Consider the following 16748-nt stretch of genomic DNA (forward strand, 5'->3'; position numbering starts at 1 on the left):
CCCCGCCGGTACACCCGCCGCGCGGGGCAATCCCTGCGACCAATTGTGCGGCGCTTTTGATACGCTTTTATCCCGTAGGTTGAGCTTCGCCCCAAGCCATGAAATCATTCCCAAAACAGAACGGGACCATGGATTTGCCAAATCAGATTACTAGGCGTGTTGTTGAAAAATACCTGAACCTCCAGTCGCCTAGATATGCGCTGCTGATTGATGCGCCATGGGGATGCGGAAAAACCCACTTTATCAAAGCAGCAACCGAATGCGAAACAGATCCCACACGTCTTTATGTGTCACTTTACAATGTCCACAGCTCTGATGAATTTGACTGGGCCTTGGTTCGTGCGCTTAATCCTTGGGTCAACGGTAAACTGGCGAACTGGGTTCGTGCAGGTAAGGGCCTTTTGTCGTTTCGAGCGTATGGCTTCGCTGCGGACCCTTCGAAGGTAAACCTCACAGAAATAGCTCTTCAGAAATTGCCGCAAACAATCATTTTCGATGATGTTGAGCGATGCGGCCTGCCCGTGAAACAGCTTTGGGGGCTGATCAACCGCTTTGTCGAGCACGAGAGTAAGCGCGTCATCCTGATTGCGAATTCGGACAAACATACCGAACGTCCCGATTTTTTGCTCAGCCGCGAAAAACTGGTTGGTCAGATTGTGACAATCCAACCAAATGTTGATGCAGCTATCGCAGCGATCTGGGGTGATATCCCTGATGGTCAGGGGCGTAGGTTCTTGCAAGCACATCAGGCGATAATGAAAACGACTTTTGAAGAGGCAAAGCATCAGAACCTCCGTCTTTTGCTGCGTGCTATACGGGATGCTGCCGACCTCATTGATCAGATCGAACCTGAAATGGTTGCTCATACCACCTCCGTGCAGCGCCTCACACAAACCTTCCTGGCACTTCATATGGCCTATCATGGAGGGGTAATTGACAAAGATGGTCTGAGACAACGAGGGGAAACAGGTCGATATTTGAACTCTGGCAAGGACGAAGATGGGTCACTATTGGACAAGCTGAAGCAGGATCATCCGAACGCTGATATCCTGAACTATAGGGGAGGGGCACTTCCTACGGAACTCGGCGTCAACCTTCTTGTCGATGGCTACGCATCTGCCGCACAAATCAATATTGCACTCAAAACGACAGGTCATTTCACTGCCCCAAAAGAAACACCTGACTGGATCCGCCTGTGGAACTGGGAAGAACAAGACACCGCTGAGCTTGAGGGCATCATTGCCCGAATAGAGGCGAGCCTGACGAATTTTGAGGTGACTAATCCCGGTGAAATTCTTCAGATCTACGGCGCTCTAAATTTCATGGGCAAGTATCGCGACGATTTTTGCCCACGGAAAACGGCTCGCAAGTTCTATTGCTACGTGAGGGCACTGTCAAAACGGGGCATACTACCTGCTCGGGTTGCAAGCTTTGCGGCTGTTCATGAACAGTATGGATTTGATTGGACCAGTGGAACCATTTCATACGAGGGGTATGGTTTCGAGCCTGCTCCTAAAGGAAAAGGCCTATGCCTTCTCATACGTAAACTCATGGATCAAGCCTTCGCAGGGAAACTGCCAGAGAGGGCATCTGAATTACTGGGTTATCTTCAGGACCAGCCAGAAACATTTCTTGATTTGCTGGAAAAGAATACAGGTGAAGGGGTAAGCTACTGGGAGACACCCATCCTTCATTATATGGACTGCTTGGCTGCCGCTGAAGCCATTTTCAAACTCTCACAGAGGGACCGTGCCACCGCCCTTCGGGTTCTGGATGCTATTTTTTATAGAAAGCTTAAGAACAGTAAGGCCCTGAGCGCAGAGCACGAGTGGATTGAACACTTGAAGGTAAATCTGGTTGCCGAGGCTAATGCCGTCTCGACCATATCTGCTGCGCAGATGCGTCGGCTCATCCAGCGTGCCGAGACTAAGGCGGGCTGATCCGCTCTGGACGCTGGCAGAGCACAGCCCTATAAGGCCTCCATGTCCCATGTTGCGGCCATCATTATTCGAATTATATCCCCGGCGCTCTGACCACGTGAGCCGCCGGGCAAAGGTGCTTGAGCCATCGCACCGAACCGAATATCCCAAAACACGACCAGATCATCCAAAGGACGCTGCACATGTGTGCCGACACGCCTCAGACGCCTGAGTACAAAGACACCCTCAATCTGCCCAAAACCGATTTCCCGATGCGCGCGGGCCTGCCCAAGCGGGAGCCGGGCTGGCTGGAGCGTTGGGCCCAGATTGGCGTCTATGACAAACTCCGCGAAAAGGCCGCCGCCGCCAAGGGCACGGACGCGGAACGCAAGCCCTTCACCCTGCACGATGGCCCACCTTACGCCAACGGTCACCTGCACATCGGCCACGCGCTGAACAAGACGATCAAGGACATGATCGTGCGTTCGCACCAGATGATGGGCTTTGATGCGCGCTACGTGCCGGGTTGGGACTGCCACGGCCTGCCGATCGAATGGAAGATCGAAGAGCAGTACCGCAAGAAGGGTAAGAACAAGGACGAAGTGCCGGTTGTCGACTTCCGTCAGGAATGCCGCGCCTTTGCCGATGAGTGGGTCGGCATCCAGCGCGAGGAGTTCAAGCGTCTCGGCATCACCGGCAATTGGGATGATCCGTACCTCACCATGAACTACCACGCCGAAGCGGTGATCGCGGGGGAATTCCAGAAATTCCTGATGAACGGCACGCTCTATCAGGGCTCCAAACCCGTGATGTGGTCCCCGGTCGAGAAAACCGCCCTGGCCGAGGCGGAGATCGAATATCACGACCACAAGTCGCACACGATCTGGGTACCGTTTAGTGTTCGGATTGTGCCCGGCGAAGGTGCTGAACTCACCAATAGAGATTTGCTTGATGCCCGCGTGGTCATCTGGACCACCACCCCCTGGACCATCCCCTCGAACAAGGCCGTCGCCTATAACCCGAAGGTCGCCTATGGCCTCTACCGCGTCGACGCCACGCAGGAAGAGAGCTGGACCAAACCGGGTGAGCTGTATCTCTTTGCTGATGCGCTGGCCGCAGACGCGTTGGAGAAGTCCCGCGTCACCGAATTCACCAAGGTCCGCGATGTCGAGGCCTCCGAACTTGATGGCCTGACCCTGAACCATCCGTTCAAGGGCATCGAGGGCGCGAACGGCTTCTGGGATTATGACGTGCCGATGATCGATGGCGATCATGTCACCGATGATGCGGGCACCGGTTTTGTGCACACCGCGCCCAGCCATGGTGCCGATGACTACGAGTGTTTCGTGGCGCGCAACTGGATTGACCGCATGACCCACAATGTGGGCGAAGAATCCGAGTTTCTGCCGCATGTGCCGTTCTTTGCCGGGCTTCAGGTCTTTGACAAGAAGGGCAAGGAAGGCAAAGCCAACACCGCCGTGATTGCCAAGCTGGTTGAGGCCGGTGGCATCATCGCCCGGGGCCGCGTTACTCATAGCTACCCGCATTCCTGGCGCTCCAAGGCGCCAATCGTATTCCGCAACACGCCGCAGTGGTTTGCCTCCGTCGACCGCGAGCTGGACGACGGCATGGGCGAGATGGGCGACACCATCCGCACCCGCGCGCTCAATTCCATCGATCAGCTGGTGCAGTGGACTCCGCAGACCGGTCGCAACCGTCTCTATTCCATGATCGAAAGCCGCCCGGACTGGGTGCTGTCGCGCCAGCGCGCCTGGGGCGTGCCGCTCACCTGCTTCACCAAGAAGGGTGTGCTGCCGACTGATCCCGATTTCCTCCTGCGCAACGAGGAGTTGAACGCCCGCATCGTGGCTGAGTTCGAGGAGCACGGCGCCGATGTCTGGTACACCGATGGCTTCAAGGACAAGATGCTGGACGGCATCGTGAACCCTGAGGAGTACGATCAGGTGTTCGACGTGCTCGACGTGTGGTTCGATAGTGGCTCCACCCACGCCTTTGTGCTGCGCGACCGTGAAGACGGGACCGAGGACGGCATCGCCGACGTCTATATGGAAGGCACCGACCAGCACCGCGGCTGGTTCCACTCCTCGCTGTTGCAGGCCTGTGGCACCAAGGGGCGCGCGCCCTATCGCAATGTGGTCACCCATGGCTTCACGCTGGACGAGAAGGGCAACAAGATGTCCAAATCGCTCGGCAATACCATCGTGCCCGAGAAAATCGTCCAGCAGTATGGCGCTGATATCCTGCGTCTCTGGGTGGCGCAGACCGATTACACCGCCGACCAGCGCATCGGGCCGGAGATCCTGAAAGGCGTGGCCGATGGCTACCGCCGCCTGCGCAATACCATGCGCTATATGCTCGGCAGCCTGGCGGATTTCTCCGAAGATCAGCGGGTCGAGCCTGCGGATATGCCGGAGCTGGAACAATGGGTCCTGCACCGTCTGGCGGAGCTGGATCACAAGGTCCGCACCGGCTATCAGGCCTTTGATTTCCAGGGCGTCTTCTCGGCGGTGTTCAACTTTGCCACCGTGGATCTGTCGGCCTTCTATTTCGATGTCCGCAAGGATGCGCTCTACTGCGATGGCGATACGCTGAACGCGCGTGCGGCCCGCACCGTGCTGGACATTCTGTTCCACCGCCTGACAACCTGGCTGGCGCCGATCCTGGTCTTCACCATGGAAGAGGTCTGGCTGGAACGCTTCCCCGGTGAGGATAGCTCGCTGCATTTGCAGGACATTCCCGAGACCCCGGCGGATTGGCTGAATGAGCCGCTGGCCGCGAAATGGGCCAAGGTCCGTCAGGCCCGCCGTGTGGTCACCGCCGCCCTTGAGGTGCAGCGCGTGGACAAGGTGATCGGTGCCTCGCTGGAGGCCGCGCCGGTGGTGCATGTGCGCGATCCGGAGGTGCTGGAGGCGCTGAAATCGGTGAATTTTGCCGATGTCTGCATCACCTCCGATATCGCCCTCAGCGGCGATCCGGCCCCGGCAGAAGCCTTCCGCATGCCCGAGGTCGATGGCGTGTCGGTGGTGTTTGAGAAGGCCGATGGCGACAAATGTCAGCGCTGCTGGAAGATCCTGCCCGATGTTGGCAACCACAGCCACGCGGGCGTCTGCGGGCGCTGCGATGCGGCGCTGAGCTAAGAGAGCGATCCGTCCAGGTGGGTAGCCGGTGCTGCCCCGGACAGCGGTGATCTCAGATCCCCAACGGGATCTGCGCGCCGCCCACCCCTCGATGGGGCGGGCGGCGCGCTTCTTTTGACGTCTTTGACGGGGGTATGGTGCCAAAGAACGCCGGGGGTTTTCTCGTCAGCGCAAGGCAGGCAATCCGGGCCGGATCAGCCCATCGCCCGCAGCGCCGCGCGATATTTGTTCTGGGCGATCACTTCGCTGGTCGGAAGTGGCCCGGCGTGGCAACCCGATTGTAGATCCTGCAGAGTCTGTTGCACCACAGTGCGCAGATGCTGGGTGCCGACGGCCATCAGGCTTCCGCCTTCGCTGGGTCCGGTCAGGGCTGCCTGCTGGGACACGGCATTGGCCGTCTTCGCCAGGGAGGCGGCAGTTTCCAGCCCGCCCGGCAGTTGTCCGGTCTGCTGGGCCTGCGCCTGTTTCGTCGCCGCCTGCCCACTCATGTGACCATTCAGCATGCGGTAAACGCTGATATTTCCTTGGGTGGTGATATGCATGGTGACTGACCTTCTTCATAACTTGAGACCCAGTTTTACTAAAATTGAGTGCAATTGCATGGGCACCTGAGGTTAGCCGACCCTGCCGAAGGCATAGCCTCCTATCCCAAAGGGTAGGTCCAGCGGCGGGATCGAGGTTCCGCCTTGACGCTGAGCAGGATCCCGCAGACGTTGCCAAAGGTGTGCAAGCATCAAGCGTAAGGACCACCGGACCCGTGCAGCCCCCTGAAACCGCGACCCAGCAGATGGCAGAGGCCAGCCTTGAAACACCTGTCGGCACGCTGTGCGTGGGGGAGCAGGATGGCGCGATCGTTCGCCTGACGTGGCAGGCCGCGCCCGCGGGTGTCGCAGGCTCGGCCCTGACGGCTGAGGCTCTGGCCCAGCTGCGCGCCTATTTCGCCCATGAGCTGACCGCATTCGACCTGCCGCTGGCGGTGGCAGGCAGCGATTTTCAGCGTGCGGTCTGCGCCGCCATGTCGGCGATCCCGCTGGGCGAAACCCGCACCTATGGCGAGATCGCAAAGGATCTGGGCGCGGCAGCCCAGCCCGTTGGCAATGCCTGCGGCGCTAATCCGATCCCGGTGATCATCCCCTGCCACCGGGTGCTTGGCGCCTCAGGTCTTGGGGGATTTTCCGGCGCGGGCGGGGTTGAGACCAAGGTCGCTCTTTTGCGTCACGAAGGGGCAGCGGGACTGTTGATCTGATCGGCGTCTTGCGAAGGGGGTATCTTGCCGGGGGAAGGTGGACCACGGGGTCCGTCGCGCGAGATCTGTCTGATCCGACCGTGCGGGTGGCTGTCCTCACCCGGTGAAGCCGCTGATCCGTCGCAGGCTGCCACAGCGCGGTCTCAACCGGCCCGCCTGAGCAAGTCCGCCATTGGAAACGGTCACTTTAGGTGGCGGCAAATCGCGCCATCACGCGACAGGCCCGCAGCCCGGTTTCGGGTCTCACAGAGAGACCCGCAGTCTGGCGATATCGGCCTGAGACGGCCCGCTCAGCCCTTGCTCTCGGGGATGATCTGCTGCGCGATGCCGACAAAAATCAGATAGACCGAGGTCAGCACCAGCCCCCAATGCGCCCAGCTTGCCGGGTGGAAATCGACCCAGGCTGCCCAGCCGGCAAAAAATGTCCAGGCCAGCGCCATTGGCAGCGACACCTTGCGCCAGCGTTCGGTACGCACCGGGTGAATGAACTTCAGCGGCAGGAACATCGCAATCGCCAGCAGGGTGACCAGCGTCAGACTGGTCCAATGGCTCGGCTCCAGCGCAAAGATCACCAGAACCAGCATATTCCAGCATCCGGGAAACCCGGAGAAGGAATTATCCTTCGTCTTCATCCGCGTGTCGGCAAAATACAAGGCACTGGCAAAGGTGATCACAATCAGCGCCACCCAACCGGTCCACCCCGCCATCAACCCGGATTTGAACAGCGCAAAGGCCGGGATGAACACATAGGTGAGGTAATCAATGATCAGATCCAGCAGCACACCGTCAAATTCTGGCGCGTAGCGCTTCACCTCATAATGCCGCGCCAGCGGCCCATCCACCCCATCCACGGCAAAGGCCACGACAAGCCAGACAAACATCAGGCTCCACTTGGCATCAGCCGCAGCCAACATGGCAAGGATTGCAAAAACCGCGCCGGTGGCGGTCAGCAGATGAACGGAGAGGGCACGATACTGAGGTGTCATACGCCCCTGATGGCGAATTTCCCGCACCCTCGCAAGTGGTCAATGGAAAAACGTCTCGCCTATGCGCGGAAATTCGGGTCTTGGGCGGTGGTCATGTCACCGGCGTGAAAGCAAACGCTCAGCCGTGGATCACCTGCCGCAGCGACATTGGGTCACCATTCTACGGGTCGGCAGGATCTTCCATCAGCGCCTTGCGAAACAGCGTCTCGGTCAGGCTGCGGCTGTCCACGATCTGCGGCGCCTCACCGGTATCAGATGGCCCTTGTGCGGCGACAAATTCACCGCGTGCGGCCTTGCCCGCGCGATAGGCCGCCCATTCCTGATCAGAAATCTCACGGTCGCCATCGCTGTCCAGATCCGCCAGAAGCTGCTCATAAAACTGGCTGAAATCCACATCGCCGATATCGGATGTGCTGGCATTGGCAGCACTGCGATTGGCGGGATTATACGGCGCGCCAAGCGGCGCGGTGTCGGTGGTCTGACTTTGGGCAACGATACTCATTACGGGGGCTCCTTCTGGATTTGACGCCAGCAATCTGGCGCAGGCCCCTTACTACCGGGTTAAATCCAGCCCTTTGATGGCATGTTTTGCGCAGGCCTTACGCTTTTGGATGGGCGCGGTTGTAGACATCCATCAGATGCGCCGTATCGACCGCGGTATAGGCCTGCGTTGTCGACAGCGAGGCATGACCCAACAGCTCCTGAATGGCGCGCAGGTCGCCGCCGGCTTCCAACAGGTGGGTGGCAAAGCTGTGCCGCAGCGCATGTGGCGTGGCGCTGGCAGGCAGGCCCAGCTGCGCGCGCGCCTGCGCCATGGCGCTGCGAATAAGCCGCGCATTCAGCGCCCCGCCACGAACACCGCGAAACAACGGTGCGCCCCGCTCCTGCGGATGCGGGCAGAGCCGCAGATACCGGTCCACCGCCTGACGCGCGGCAGGCAGCACCGGCACGATCCGTTCTTTGCCGCCCTTACCGGTGATCCGCAGAACCGCGGGCAGCGGCGCGTCTGCGCCGGTCAGCCCCAGGGCCTCGGATATCCGCAGCCCACAGCCATAAAGCAGCGTCACCACCGCCACATCACGCGCTGCCACCCAATCGGTGGTGGACTGAAACTCCACCGTTTCGATCACCGCCCGCGCGGCGTCCTCGGCCAGCGGGCGGGGGAGTTTTTTCTGGAACTTGGGACTGCGCGCCGACAAGACGGCGGTGGGCTCAAACCCTTGCCGCTCGGCCAGCCAGGTGTAGAAACTTTTGACCGCCGACAGCTTGCGCGCCAATGAGCGCGCCCCGGTGCCTGTGGCGCGGGTGGCTGCCATCCAGGCGCGCATATCACCGGTGGAAATCTCCGCCAGCGCCCCCAGCCCCTGCGGGCCGCCAAAATGTTGGGTCATAAATGCGAGAAACTCCACCACATCGCCGCGATAGGCGGTGACGGTGTTCTCAGCCGCCCCCTGAAGCGCGGCCAGCCCGGCCAGCCACTGCTCCAGCGCGTCCCGGCAGGCCGGGGAGATCAACAGAGGTGACGGCGGCGTCACGACAGCCAGTGGCGCATCGACCGTTCAAAAACGCCTGCAAAAAACGCCAGCAGATCGGTGCCATGCTGTGGGGTGAACTGATGCGGATCCTCGGACCCCAGAACCAACAGACCGGGCAGGCGGCCTTCGCCCAATTCCAGTTTCAGACAGGCCTCGGAGCGGATGAAATCCGCCTTGGCGCCATGTGTGCGGGCGTGGCCGGACTGCATCTGGCGCAGGGTGACCTGACGGTCGGGGCCATTGCGCTGGGGATTGATGTATTGCTCCACGAATCCCGGCTCGACCACCTTCAGCACCTGATCCATGCGCTGCACCGCGGCGTCCTGTTCGGGATGGGCGGTTTCCAGCACCAGCGTCACCGCATCCACCCGCAGGATTTCCGCCAGCTCACCGCCGAGATTGCCGAGATAGCTCTCAAAATCCATCGGATCCAGCAGCCGCAGCACCGCCCGGTGGATCTGGTTGGTCCCGGCAAGGTTCTCATAAGCCGCCGCAATCACGGACCGATGGGTGTCCTCCAGCCGGTCCAGCCGGGCCTCCATCCGCTCCATTGCGATGCCGCGCAGGTCCACAATATTGGACCCCATTGCGCGCTCATTGGCGCTGACCAGCGCATTCATCACGCTTTGATCTTCCAACAGGGCGTCGGGTTTGGCCAGGATCGCCTGGCGCAGAGTGTCTTCCAGTTCTGCCGTCGTGCTCATGTTCTGCTCTTTGTGACCTCTGATGGGTTTTGCCGGAGTTATAACACGGGTTTCGCGCAAGCGTGGTAAAAAATTCCCTGCCACCGGCGCACCGCCGCCGGCACCGGGGGAGGGGCATCCGCCAATGAAAAAGGGGCCGCCCACCGGGCCGCCCCTCCTGAAACCTGTCCGGTGCCCTGCGGCTTACAGGATCTTGATGTTCGCCGCTTTGATGTCGGCGAGGAAGGCATCCAGACCCTTGTCGGTCAGCGGGTGGTTGATCATGCCCTTGATCACGGCGGGCGGCGCGGTGATCACGTCGGCACCGATGCGCGCGCTTTCCAGCACGTGGTTGGCGCTGCGGATGGAGGCGGCAAGGATCTCGGTGCCGAACCCGTAGTTGTCATAGACAGTGCGGATGTCTTCGATCAGGTCCATACCATCGAGGTTGATATCGTCCAGACGACCGATGAAGGGCGAGATGAAGGTCGCGCCGGCCTTGGCCGCCAGCAGCGCCTGATTGGCAGAGAAGCACAGCGTCACATTCACCATATGACCATCGTCGGTCAGGGTCTTGCAGGCCTTCAGACCGTCCCAGGTCAGCGGCACTTTGACGGCGATGTTTTCGGCGATCTCGACCAGCTTGCGGCCTTCGGCAATCATCGTGTCAGCATCGGTTGCGGTCACTTCGGCAGACACCGGACCATCCACCAGATCACAGATCTCCTTGGTGACTTCGATGATGTCGCGGCCGGACTTCTTGATCAGCGACGGGTTGGTGGTCACGCCGTCCACCATGCCCAATGCGTTCAGCTCGGCAATGGCGTCGATTTCAGCGGTGTCTACGAAGAATTTCATCGGCTAGGGTCCTCTGGATGGGTTGGCCTTGATTGCGCTAGCCTTTACCTGATGGCGGAGGCTTTAAAAACCCCCCGTGCGCCCGGCGTCGATTGCCGGGCATCGCTTTGGGGTCATCATCCCCACCGGGCAAAAGAGGCAAGCAGCGTGCAGGAGCAGGCATTTTTCAACGAGGGCGAGCGGGTTGGCGTGCTGACAACACAGCCGTTGGACCGCGTTCTTGACTACCGCGCCCCCGAAGGTGGCTGCCATCTGGGCGCCTATGTCGAGGTGCCGCTGGGCCCGCGCCGCGTTCTTGGGGTGATCTGGGGGCCGGGGGCCGGGGATTTCGATTCGGCCAAGCTGCGCCCGGTGAACCGGGTGCTGGACGTGGCCCCGATGCGCGACGAGATGCGCCAGTTCCTGAGCAAATCCGCCGATTACACACTGACCCCTTTGCCGGCGATGCTGCGGCTGGCCACCCGTGCGCCCGGCCTTTCTGACCCTGTGTCCATGCGCAAGGTACTGCGTCCGACAGGCCAGATGCCCGACCGCATGACAGACCCCCGCGAACGGGTGCTTGCGGCGGCGGATGAATATCGCGGACTGGCGTTCACGGCGAAGGAACTCGCGGATCTGGCCGGGGTCACAACCTCGGTGATCAAAGGGCTGGTGAAACAGGGCGCCCTGCGCGAGGAGGACGCGCCCCGCGATCTGCCCTATCCTCGTCTGGATCCGGATCTGCCCGGCAAGACCCTGACCGAAGATCAGGCTGCCGCCGCCACCACCCTGGGCGAGGGCGTTGCCAGTGGCCGCTACGGCACCACCCTCCTGAAGGGCGTCACGGGTTCGGGCAAGACCGAGGTTTATCTGGAGGCGGTCGCCGCCACCCTGCGTGCAGGCCGTCAGGCGCTGGTGCTGTTGCCGGAAATCGCGCTGACGGCAGAATTTCTCAAACGGGTCGAGCAGCGCTTTGGCGCGACGCCCGCGGAATGGCACTCCGGCGCGACGATGACCGAACGCCGCCGGGTCTGGCGCATGGTGGGGCAGGGCAAGGCGCAGCTGGTAATCGGCGCACGCTCGGCCCTGTTTTTGCCCTATCAGAATCTCGGCCTCATCATCGTGGATGAGGAACATGACACCTCCTACAAACAGGACGAAGGCGTCTGTTATAATGCCCGCGACATGGCGGTGCTGCGCGCGGCCATGTGTTCGGCGCAGGTGGTGCTGGCTTCGGCAACGCCCAGCTTGGAAACCTGGGCCAATGCTGAGGCGGGCAAATACAAAAGGCTCGATCTCGCGGCGCGCTTTGGCTCAGCCGTCCTGCCGGAGATGCGCGCGATTGATATGCGGGCGGAAAAACTTCCCGCCTCGACCTGGATCTCACCGACGCTGAAGCAGGCGATGACTGCGCGGATCGAACGGGGTGAGCAATCGCTGCTGTTTCTCAATCGCCGGGGCTTTGCGCCCGTCACCATCTGCCGCGCCTGCGGCGGCCATGTGACCTGCGACCACTGTGATTCCCGCATGGTCGAACACCGCTTCATGAAGCGCCTGATGTGCCACCAATGCGGTGAGACCAAACCGGTACCGGACGCCTGCCCGACCTGTCAGGTCGAGGGCAAGATGGCCCCTGTCGGCCCCGGCATCGAACGGTTGGGTGAGGAAACCGCCGCGCTGTTCCCGGAGGCGCGAATTGCGGTGCTGTCGTCTGACCTCTTTGGGTCTGCCCGCGCCCTGAAACAACGGATCGAGGAGATCGCCGCAGGCGAGGCTGACATCATCCTCGGCACCCAGCTGGTGGCCAAGGGGCATAACTTCCCGCTGCTCACATTGGTTGGCGTGATTGATGCCGATCTGGGCCTGCAAGGCTCTGACCTGCGCGCGGCGGAGCGCACTTTCCAGTTGATGCGGCAGGTTGCAGGCCGGGCCGGGCGCGCCGACAAACCGGGCGAAGCCCTGATGCAGACCTTCCAACCCGAACACCCGGTGATCCGGGCGATCCTCTCCGGTGATGAAGAAGCCTTCTGGAAAGCCGAAGCCGCCGAACGCGAGGCCGCAGGCGTGCCCCCCTATGGGCGGATGGCCGGCATTGTCCTTTCCGGGCCGGAGCTGCCTGCCGTTATGGATCTGGGGATGGCACTGGCCCGCAATGACATGCCGCTGCGCCAGATCGGCGCGCAGGTCTTTGGCCCGGCCCCGGCGCCAATTGCCCGCATTCGCGGTCGCCACCGAGTGCGCCTGCTGATCAAGGCCAGCAAGGGCACCCCCCTGCAGGACGCCATCGCCCGCTGGATCAAACCGGCGCGCCTCAAGGGGGATCTGCGTCTGTCGGTCGATATTGATCCGCAGAATTTCTTCTGAAGTCCGGTCGAAAAACAGGGCAGATGAATCAGGGCCGCGCCTCGTACCCTGTCTAGGCGGAGGCCGCCACGCCGCGCTGATCCACCAGCAGATCCGTCAGCACGGCCCCGACCCACATCGAAAACAGCGCCAGCCAGGCGGTGCCCGCAAAGATCGACCCACCGGTGACACCGGCGCCGATTGCGCAGCCCCCGGCCAGCATGCCGCCAAACCCCATCAGCGCCGCGCCAATCATGGCCTTGCGCATGGTGACCGCCCCATCAAAGGCCTGAATCCGCATCTCGCCCGCCAATGCGGCTGCGAGCATCGCGCCACCAAACACCCCGGCGACCAGCCCGATATCAAATTCCAGCACCGAGGCGCGATCCAGAAAGAACATCAGCATCCGTGCCGATGGGCCAGTAAAGGTCACGCTTTCGATCTGCACCGGATCAAACGCCACCTGCGCCAACCCCGATGTCAGCCCCCAGCCAAGCGCCACCGCAAAGCCGACACCAGAGGCAAAGATCAGCCGCGCCGCGCCGATACGGTTTTGCAACGCGACCCCAAGGGCGAGAGCCGCCATGCCCAGCCCCAACGCCAACCCGGACCAATCCGGCAGGCCAAAGGCCGCCAGCAGATCCAGATTGCGCCCGCCCGAGGTGATCCAGAGACCGGCCAGATAGTCCCGCAGCGGTGCCAGATACCCGGCGAGGCTCATCTGTGCGACCACCGCAAAAATCAGCCCGGAGACCACACTGCGCAGATTGCCGGTCGCCGCCAGCACCAACAGCCGCCCGGAACAGCCCCGCGCCAGCACCATGCCAATGCCAAAGATCACCCCGCCAAGGATGGCCCCGGACCAGCTGCCGGGCACCGCCATCATCCGTGCCTCATCGGTATCGATCCAGCCCACCAAGTGCCCAGCCTGGACCCAGACCAGCGCGGTGGAAAAGGTCAGGAGCCAGACCGCCACCCGGTCCCCCAGACGGCCACGGGCAAATTCCACGGTGGCCGCGCGCAGACAAAACCGCGACCGCTGCGCCGCGACACCAAAAATTCCCCCGGTCAGCAGGCCTAGCAGCGCCGCTGTCAATGGCTCGCCTGCCCAGTCCATGATCTCAACCAGTTCTGGCATCGCATCAGCCTCTCATTGCCATTCGAAAATCTGAATATGAGGCCGAGCTGCTCCGTGCATTGATGCAGATCAGATGTGCGCGGCGCTTTTTCCCTCGCCTGATGGGGCGGATAGGCGTATCTGCTGAAGCATGTTCAAGCCTGTCCCCACCGAAGCTGCCGCTTCCATGCCGCTCTGGCGCCGCCCGACAACTCTGTTGTTTGTGATGGCGCTGACCATGCCGATCGCCTTCAACACCTGGAGCGCGCTGCTCAACAACTTCGTCATTGAGGCTGCGAATTTCGACGGGGCAGACATTGGCCTGCTGCACACGGTGCGGGAAATTCCGGGTTTTCTGGCCATTGGCGTCATCGCAGTGATCCTGTTTGTGCGCGAACAGGTGCTGGGGCTGGTTTCCTTGATGATGCTGGGCGTGGCGACGGCAGTCACCGCCTGGTTTCCCAGCCTTGGCGGGCTGCTCACGATCACGCTGCTCAGCTCCATCGGGTTTCATTACTATGAGACAGTGAACCAGTCGCTGCAGCTGCAATGGCTGCCAAAGACCCGCGCGCCGCAGATCCTGGGCTGGCTGGTGGCGGCGGGATCGGCGGCGACGCTGGTGGTCTACAGCCTGATCGCGCTGCTGTGGGAGCCGCTGGGCCTCACCTATAATATCGTCTTTCTGCTGGCCGGAGGCACCACCACGGTTCTGGCGATCTTCTGCCTGCTGGCCTATCCGCAATTCGACGCCCCGCATCCGCAGACCAAACGCCTGATCCTGCGGCGCCGCTACTGGCTCTATTATGCGCTGCAGTTCATGGCCGGCGCGCGGCGGCAGATCTTTGTTGTTTTTGCCGGCTTTATGATGGTGGAGAAATTCGGCTTTGCGGTGCATGAGCTGACCAGCCTTTATCTGATCAACCTGATGATCAATATGATCGCGGCACCACTGTTGGGCCGTGCCGTCGCCCGCTTTGGTGAACGCCGGACGCTGATTTTTGAATACACCGGGCTGGCGCTGGTCTTTGCCGCTTATGGCGGGCTTTACTGGTTCAGCTGGGGCGTGGTGCTGGCCGGGGTGCTTTATGTGGTGGACCATATCCTGTTTGGGCTGGCGCTGGCGCTGAAGACCTATTTCCAGAAAATCGCCGACCCGTCTGATATTGCGCCGACAGCTGCCGTGGCCTTTACCATCAACCATATCGCTGCGGTGGTTTTGCCTGTCACGCTGGGTCTGCTGTGGGTGGTTTCCCCGGCTGCGGTCTTTGCGCTGGCGGCCTGTATGGCGCTGATCTCGCTCACCCTGTCGCTGTTGATCCCGCGCCATCCGGAGCCGGGCAATGAGACGATCTTTGTGAAATGGCGCAGCGCCGCCCCGGCAGAGTAAGCCGACGCGCGCCAGATCTGACCCTGCATCAACGCGGGCGCTGCCCCCGGTTGGCCCCGGCAGACCTGCGCCGCCAGCTCTTGACCTGCGCCGCCGACGGGCCTAGGCGCTGTGCAACCATTGCCCGGAGACCGCCATGCCCACCTTCACCGCCCTCACCACCCTGACCGGAAAAGCCCCCGCTGAAGCGCTCGGCGAAGCAATGGAGCGTCTGACGCCGGAGCCCACCGGCCTTGGCGTGTTTGAGGTTGAGGATGGCTCCGGCCTTTGGGAGGTTGGCGGCTATTTCACCGAGACCCCGGATGAGGCCGGTCTGGCGCTGCTGGCGACCATGTTCGACGCCCAGCCTTTTGTGATCTCCGAACTGCCGGAAACCGACTGGGTGGCCCATGTGCGCCGCGAACTGGCCCCGGTTGAGGCGGGCCGGTTCTTTGTCTACGGCAGCCACGATGCCGATAAGGTGCCGACTGATCGCATCCCGCTGCTGATTGAGGCGGCGATGGCCTTCGGCACCGGCCACCACGGCACCACATTGGGCTGTCTGAAGGCGCTGGACACGCTGATCGAGGATGGCTTCGTCGGTGACAAAGTGGCTGATATCGGCTGTGGCACAGCTGTGCTGGCGATGGCGGCCGCGCGTGTCTGGGACGGGCAGATTCTGGCCAGCGATATTGATCAGGTCGCTGTGGATGTGGCTGAGGCCAATCTGAAGGCCAACGACATGGAAGGCCGTGTTCACTGTCTTGAGGCCGCGGGCTTTGACGCTCCGGCCCTGGCTGAGGCCGCGCCCTTCGATCTGATCTTCGCCAACATCCTGAAGGGCCCTCTGGTTGCATTGGCACCGGATGTGGCGGCGCATCTGCGCAGCGATGGCTATGCGATTCTCTCCGGTCTGCTCAATGAACAGGCGGATGAGGTGCAGGGCGTTTATGCACAAAATGGCATCAATCTGGTCCAGCGCAGTGAGATTGGTGACTGGACGACGCTGCTTTTGCAGAAAACAGGCTGAATCATTCAAGTTTGTTGAGCATTTTAACGACCCGCCCCAAAATGGTCTCATTACCTACCTAAGCATTAAGATGTGGATGGTGGGAGCCATTGCAGGGTTTTGGTTATGGGTGAACAGAGTAACAATTTCTACGCTCGGCTTGACCGACTGGAGCGCAAACACGGGGCCATGGCGCGCGGCTACACCGCTAAGGTGCGCGCGGATGGGTTGATCGTGGTGGCGCCGCGACGGGTACAGTCGCGGATTTCCGGCCGGTCGGTGATCTTGTTTGTCGCGGCGTTTCTGCTGTTCAAGGGGTTCTTGATGGCAGCGCTGGGATTTGGCAGCTACGACCACCGTGTCGATCAGCTGCGGGCAGGAACCGGGCTGGAGAAAGCCGGTGCATTTGTTATGCAGCGGGATCCCGTGTCGCAGTTCCTGGCCGAGAAGATCGGGCCTGTGCTGCGGTAGAGGGGCAGGCTGGCGGGCCAGGTGTCGGGCGCTGGGGGGCATCCGACATAAAACGGTCGCGCAGTCATGTCCGACGCA

General features: G+C 61.5%; 14 protein-coding genes. 7 read left to right on the plus strand and 7 right to left on the minus strand.

The window, feature by feature from the left end; translation table 11 throughout:
• Positions 1 to 128 precede the first annotated feature (128 nt).
• Both OO25_RS22850 and ileS read left to right on the plus strand, forming a co-directional pair.
• Complete coding sequence (locus OO25_RS22850) at positions 129 to 1940, plus strand: P-loop NTPase fold protein (RefSeq protein WP_175304842.1); 1812 nt, start codon at positions 129 to 131, stop codon at positions 1938 to 1940.
• A gap of 182 nt (positions 1941 to 2122) precedes the next feature.
• Complete coding sequence (ileS, locus tag OO25_RS18295) at positions 2123 to 5077, plus strand: isoleucine--tRNA ligase (RefSeq protein ID WP_040181861.1); 2955 nt, start codon at positions 2123 to 2125, stop codon at positions 5075 to 5077.
• 194 nt (positions 5078 to 5271) lie between these two features.
• Here ileS and OO25_RS18300 read toward each other — a convergent pair whose 3' ends face one another.
• Positions 5272 to 5619 carry a hypothetical protein gene (locus tag OO25_RS18300; RefSeq protein WP_040181863.1) on the minus strand — a complete coding sequence of 116 codons (348 nt, stop codon included), beginning with the start codon at positions 5617 to 5619 and terminating at the stop codon, positions 5272 to 5274.
• Between the two features lie 245 nt (positions 5620 to 5864).
• On the opposite strand from OO25_RS18300, the gene OO25_RS18305 reads away from it, so the two are divergent.
• Positions 5865 to 6323 carry a methylated-DNA--[protein]-cysteine S-methyltransferase gene (locus OO25_RS18305; RefSeq protein WP_040172701.1) on the plus strand — a complete coding sequence of 153 codons (459 nt, stop codon included), beginning with the start codon at positions 5865 to 5867 and terminating at the stop codon, positions 6321 to 6323.
• A 290-nt stretch (positions 6324 to 6613) separates the two neighbouring features.
• On the opposite strand, the gene OO25_RS18310 is transcribed toward OO25_RS18305, so the two are convergent.
• The 5 genes from OO25_RS18310 to fsa all read right to left on the minus strand — a co-directional run bounded on the left by OO25_RS18310 (position 6614) and on the right by fsa (position 10385).
• Positions 6614 to 7309 carry a phosphatidylcholine/phosphatidylserine synthase gene (locus tag OO25_RS18310; RefSeq protein WP_014879222.1) on the minus strand — a complete coding sequence of 232 codons (696 nt, stop codon included), beginning with the start codon at positions 7307 to 7309 and terminating at the stop codon, positions 6614 to 6616.
• 160 nt (positions 7310 to 7469) lie between these two features.
• Positions 7470 to 7811, minus strand: coding sequence for a hypothetical protein (locus OO25_RS18315; protein WP_040181866.1), 342 nt, complete (start codon positions 7809 to 7811; stop codon positions 7470 to 7472).
• 97 nt (positions 7812 to 7908) lie between these two features.
• Complete coding sequence (locus OO25_RS18320) at positions 7909 to 8844, minus strand: tyrosine recombinase XerC (RefSeq protein WP_040181869.1); 936 nt, start codon at positions 8842 to 8844, stop codon at positions 7909 to 7911.
• On the minus strand, positions 8841 to 9548 hold the full coding sequence (locus tag OO25_RS18325) for a DUF484 family protein (RefSeq protein WP_040172710.1): 708 nt from the start codon (positions 9546 to 9548) through the stop codon (positions 8841 to 8843). The genes OO25_RS18320 and OO25_RS18325 overlap by 4 nt, the downstream gene beginning before the upstream one ends.
• A gap of 183 nt (positions 9549 to 9731) precedes the next feature.
• A complete protein-coding gene (fsa, locus tag OO25_RS18330) occupies positions 9732 to 10385 on the minus strand; it encodes a fructose-6-phosphate aldolase (RefSeq protein WP_024098282.1) in 654 nt (217 codons plus the stop codon).
• Positions 10386 to 10532: 147 nt separating this feature from the next.
• Here fsa and OO25_RS18335 point away from each other — a divergent pair, with 147 nt between their 5' ends.
• On the plus strand, positions 10533 to 12728 hold the full coding sequence (locus OO25_RS18335; protein WP_040181871.1) for a primosomal protein N': 2196 nt from the start codon (positions 10533 to 10535) through the stop codon (positions 12726 to 12728).
• Between the two features lie 52 nt (positions 12729 to 12780).
• Here OO25_RS18335 and OO25_RS18340 read toward each other — a convergent pair whose 3' ends face one another.
• Positions 12781 to 13845: a YeeE/YedE family protein gene (locus OO25_RS18340; protein ID WP_040181874.1), complete on the minus strand. Its 1065-nt coding sequence runs from the start codon at positions 13843 to 13845 to the stop codon at positions 12781 to 12783.
• A 130-nt stretch (positions 13846 to 13975) separates the two neighbouring features.
• On the opposite strand from OO25_RS18340, the gene OO25_RS18345 reads away from it, so the two are divergent.
• The 3 genes from OO25_RS18345 to OO25_RS18355 all read left to right on the plus strand — a co-directional run bounded on the left by OO25_RS18345 (position 13976) and on the right by OO25_RS18355 (position 16670).
• Entirely contained in the window at positions 13976 to 15211 is a 1236-nt protein-coding gene (locus OO25_RS18345; protein ID WP_040172717.1) for an MFS transporter, read from the plus strand.
• Between the two features lie 136 nt (positions 15212 to 15347).
• A complete protein-coding gene (locus OO25_RS18350) occupies positions 15348 to 16220 on the plus strand; it encodes a 50S ribosomal protein L11 methyltransferase (protein ID WP_040181876.1) in 873 nt (290 codons plus the stop codon).
• Positions 16221 to 16325: 105 nt separating this feature from the next.
• On the plus strand, positions 16326 to 16670 hold the full coding sequence (locus OO25_RS18355; RefSeq protein ID WP_040181879.1) for a hypothetical protein: 345 nt from the start codon (positions 16326 to 16328) through the stop codon (positions 16668 to 16670).
• The last annotated feature ends 78 nt before the right edge of the window (positions 16671 to 16748 follow it).

The sequence above is a fragment of the Phaeobacter sp. S60 genome (assembly GCF_000826845.1).
Classification (GTDB): domain Bacteria; phylum Pseudomonadota; class Alphaproteobacteria; order Rhodobacterales; family Rhodobacteraceae; genus Phaeobacter; species Phaeobacter piscinae.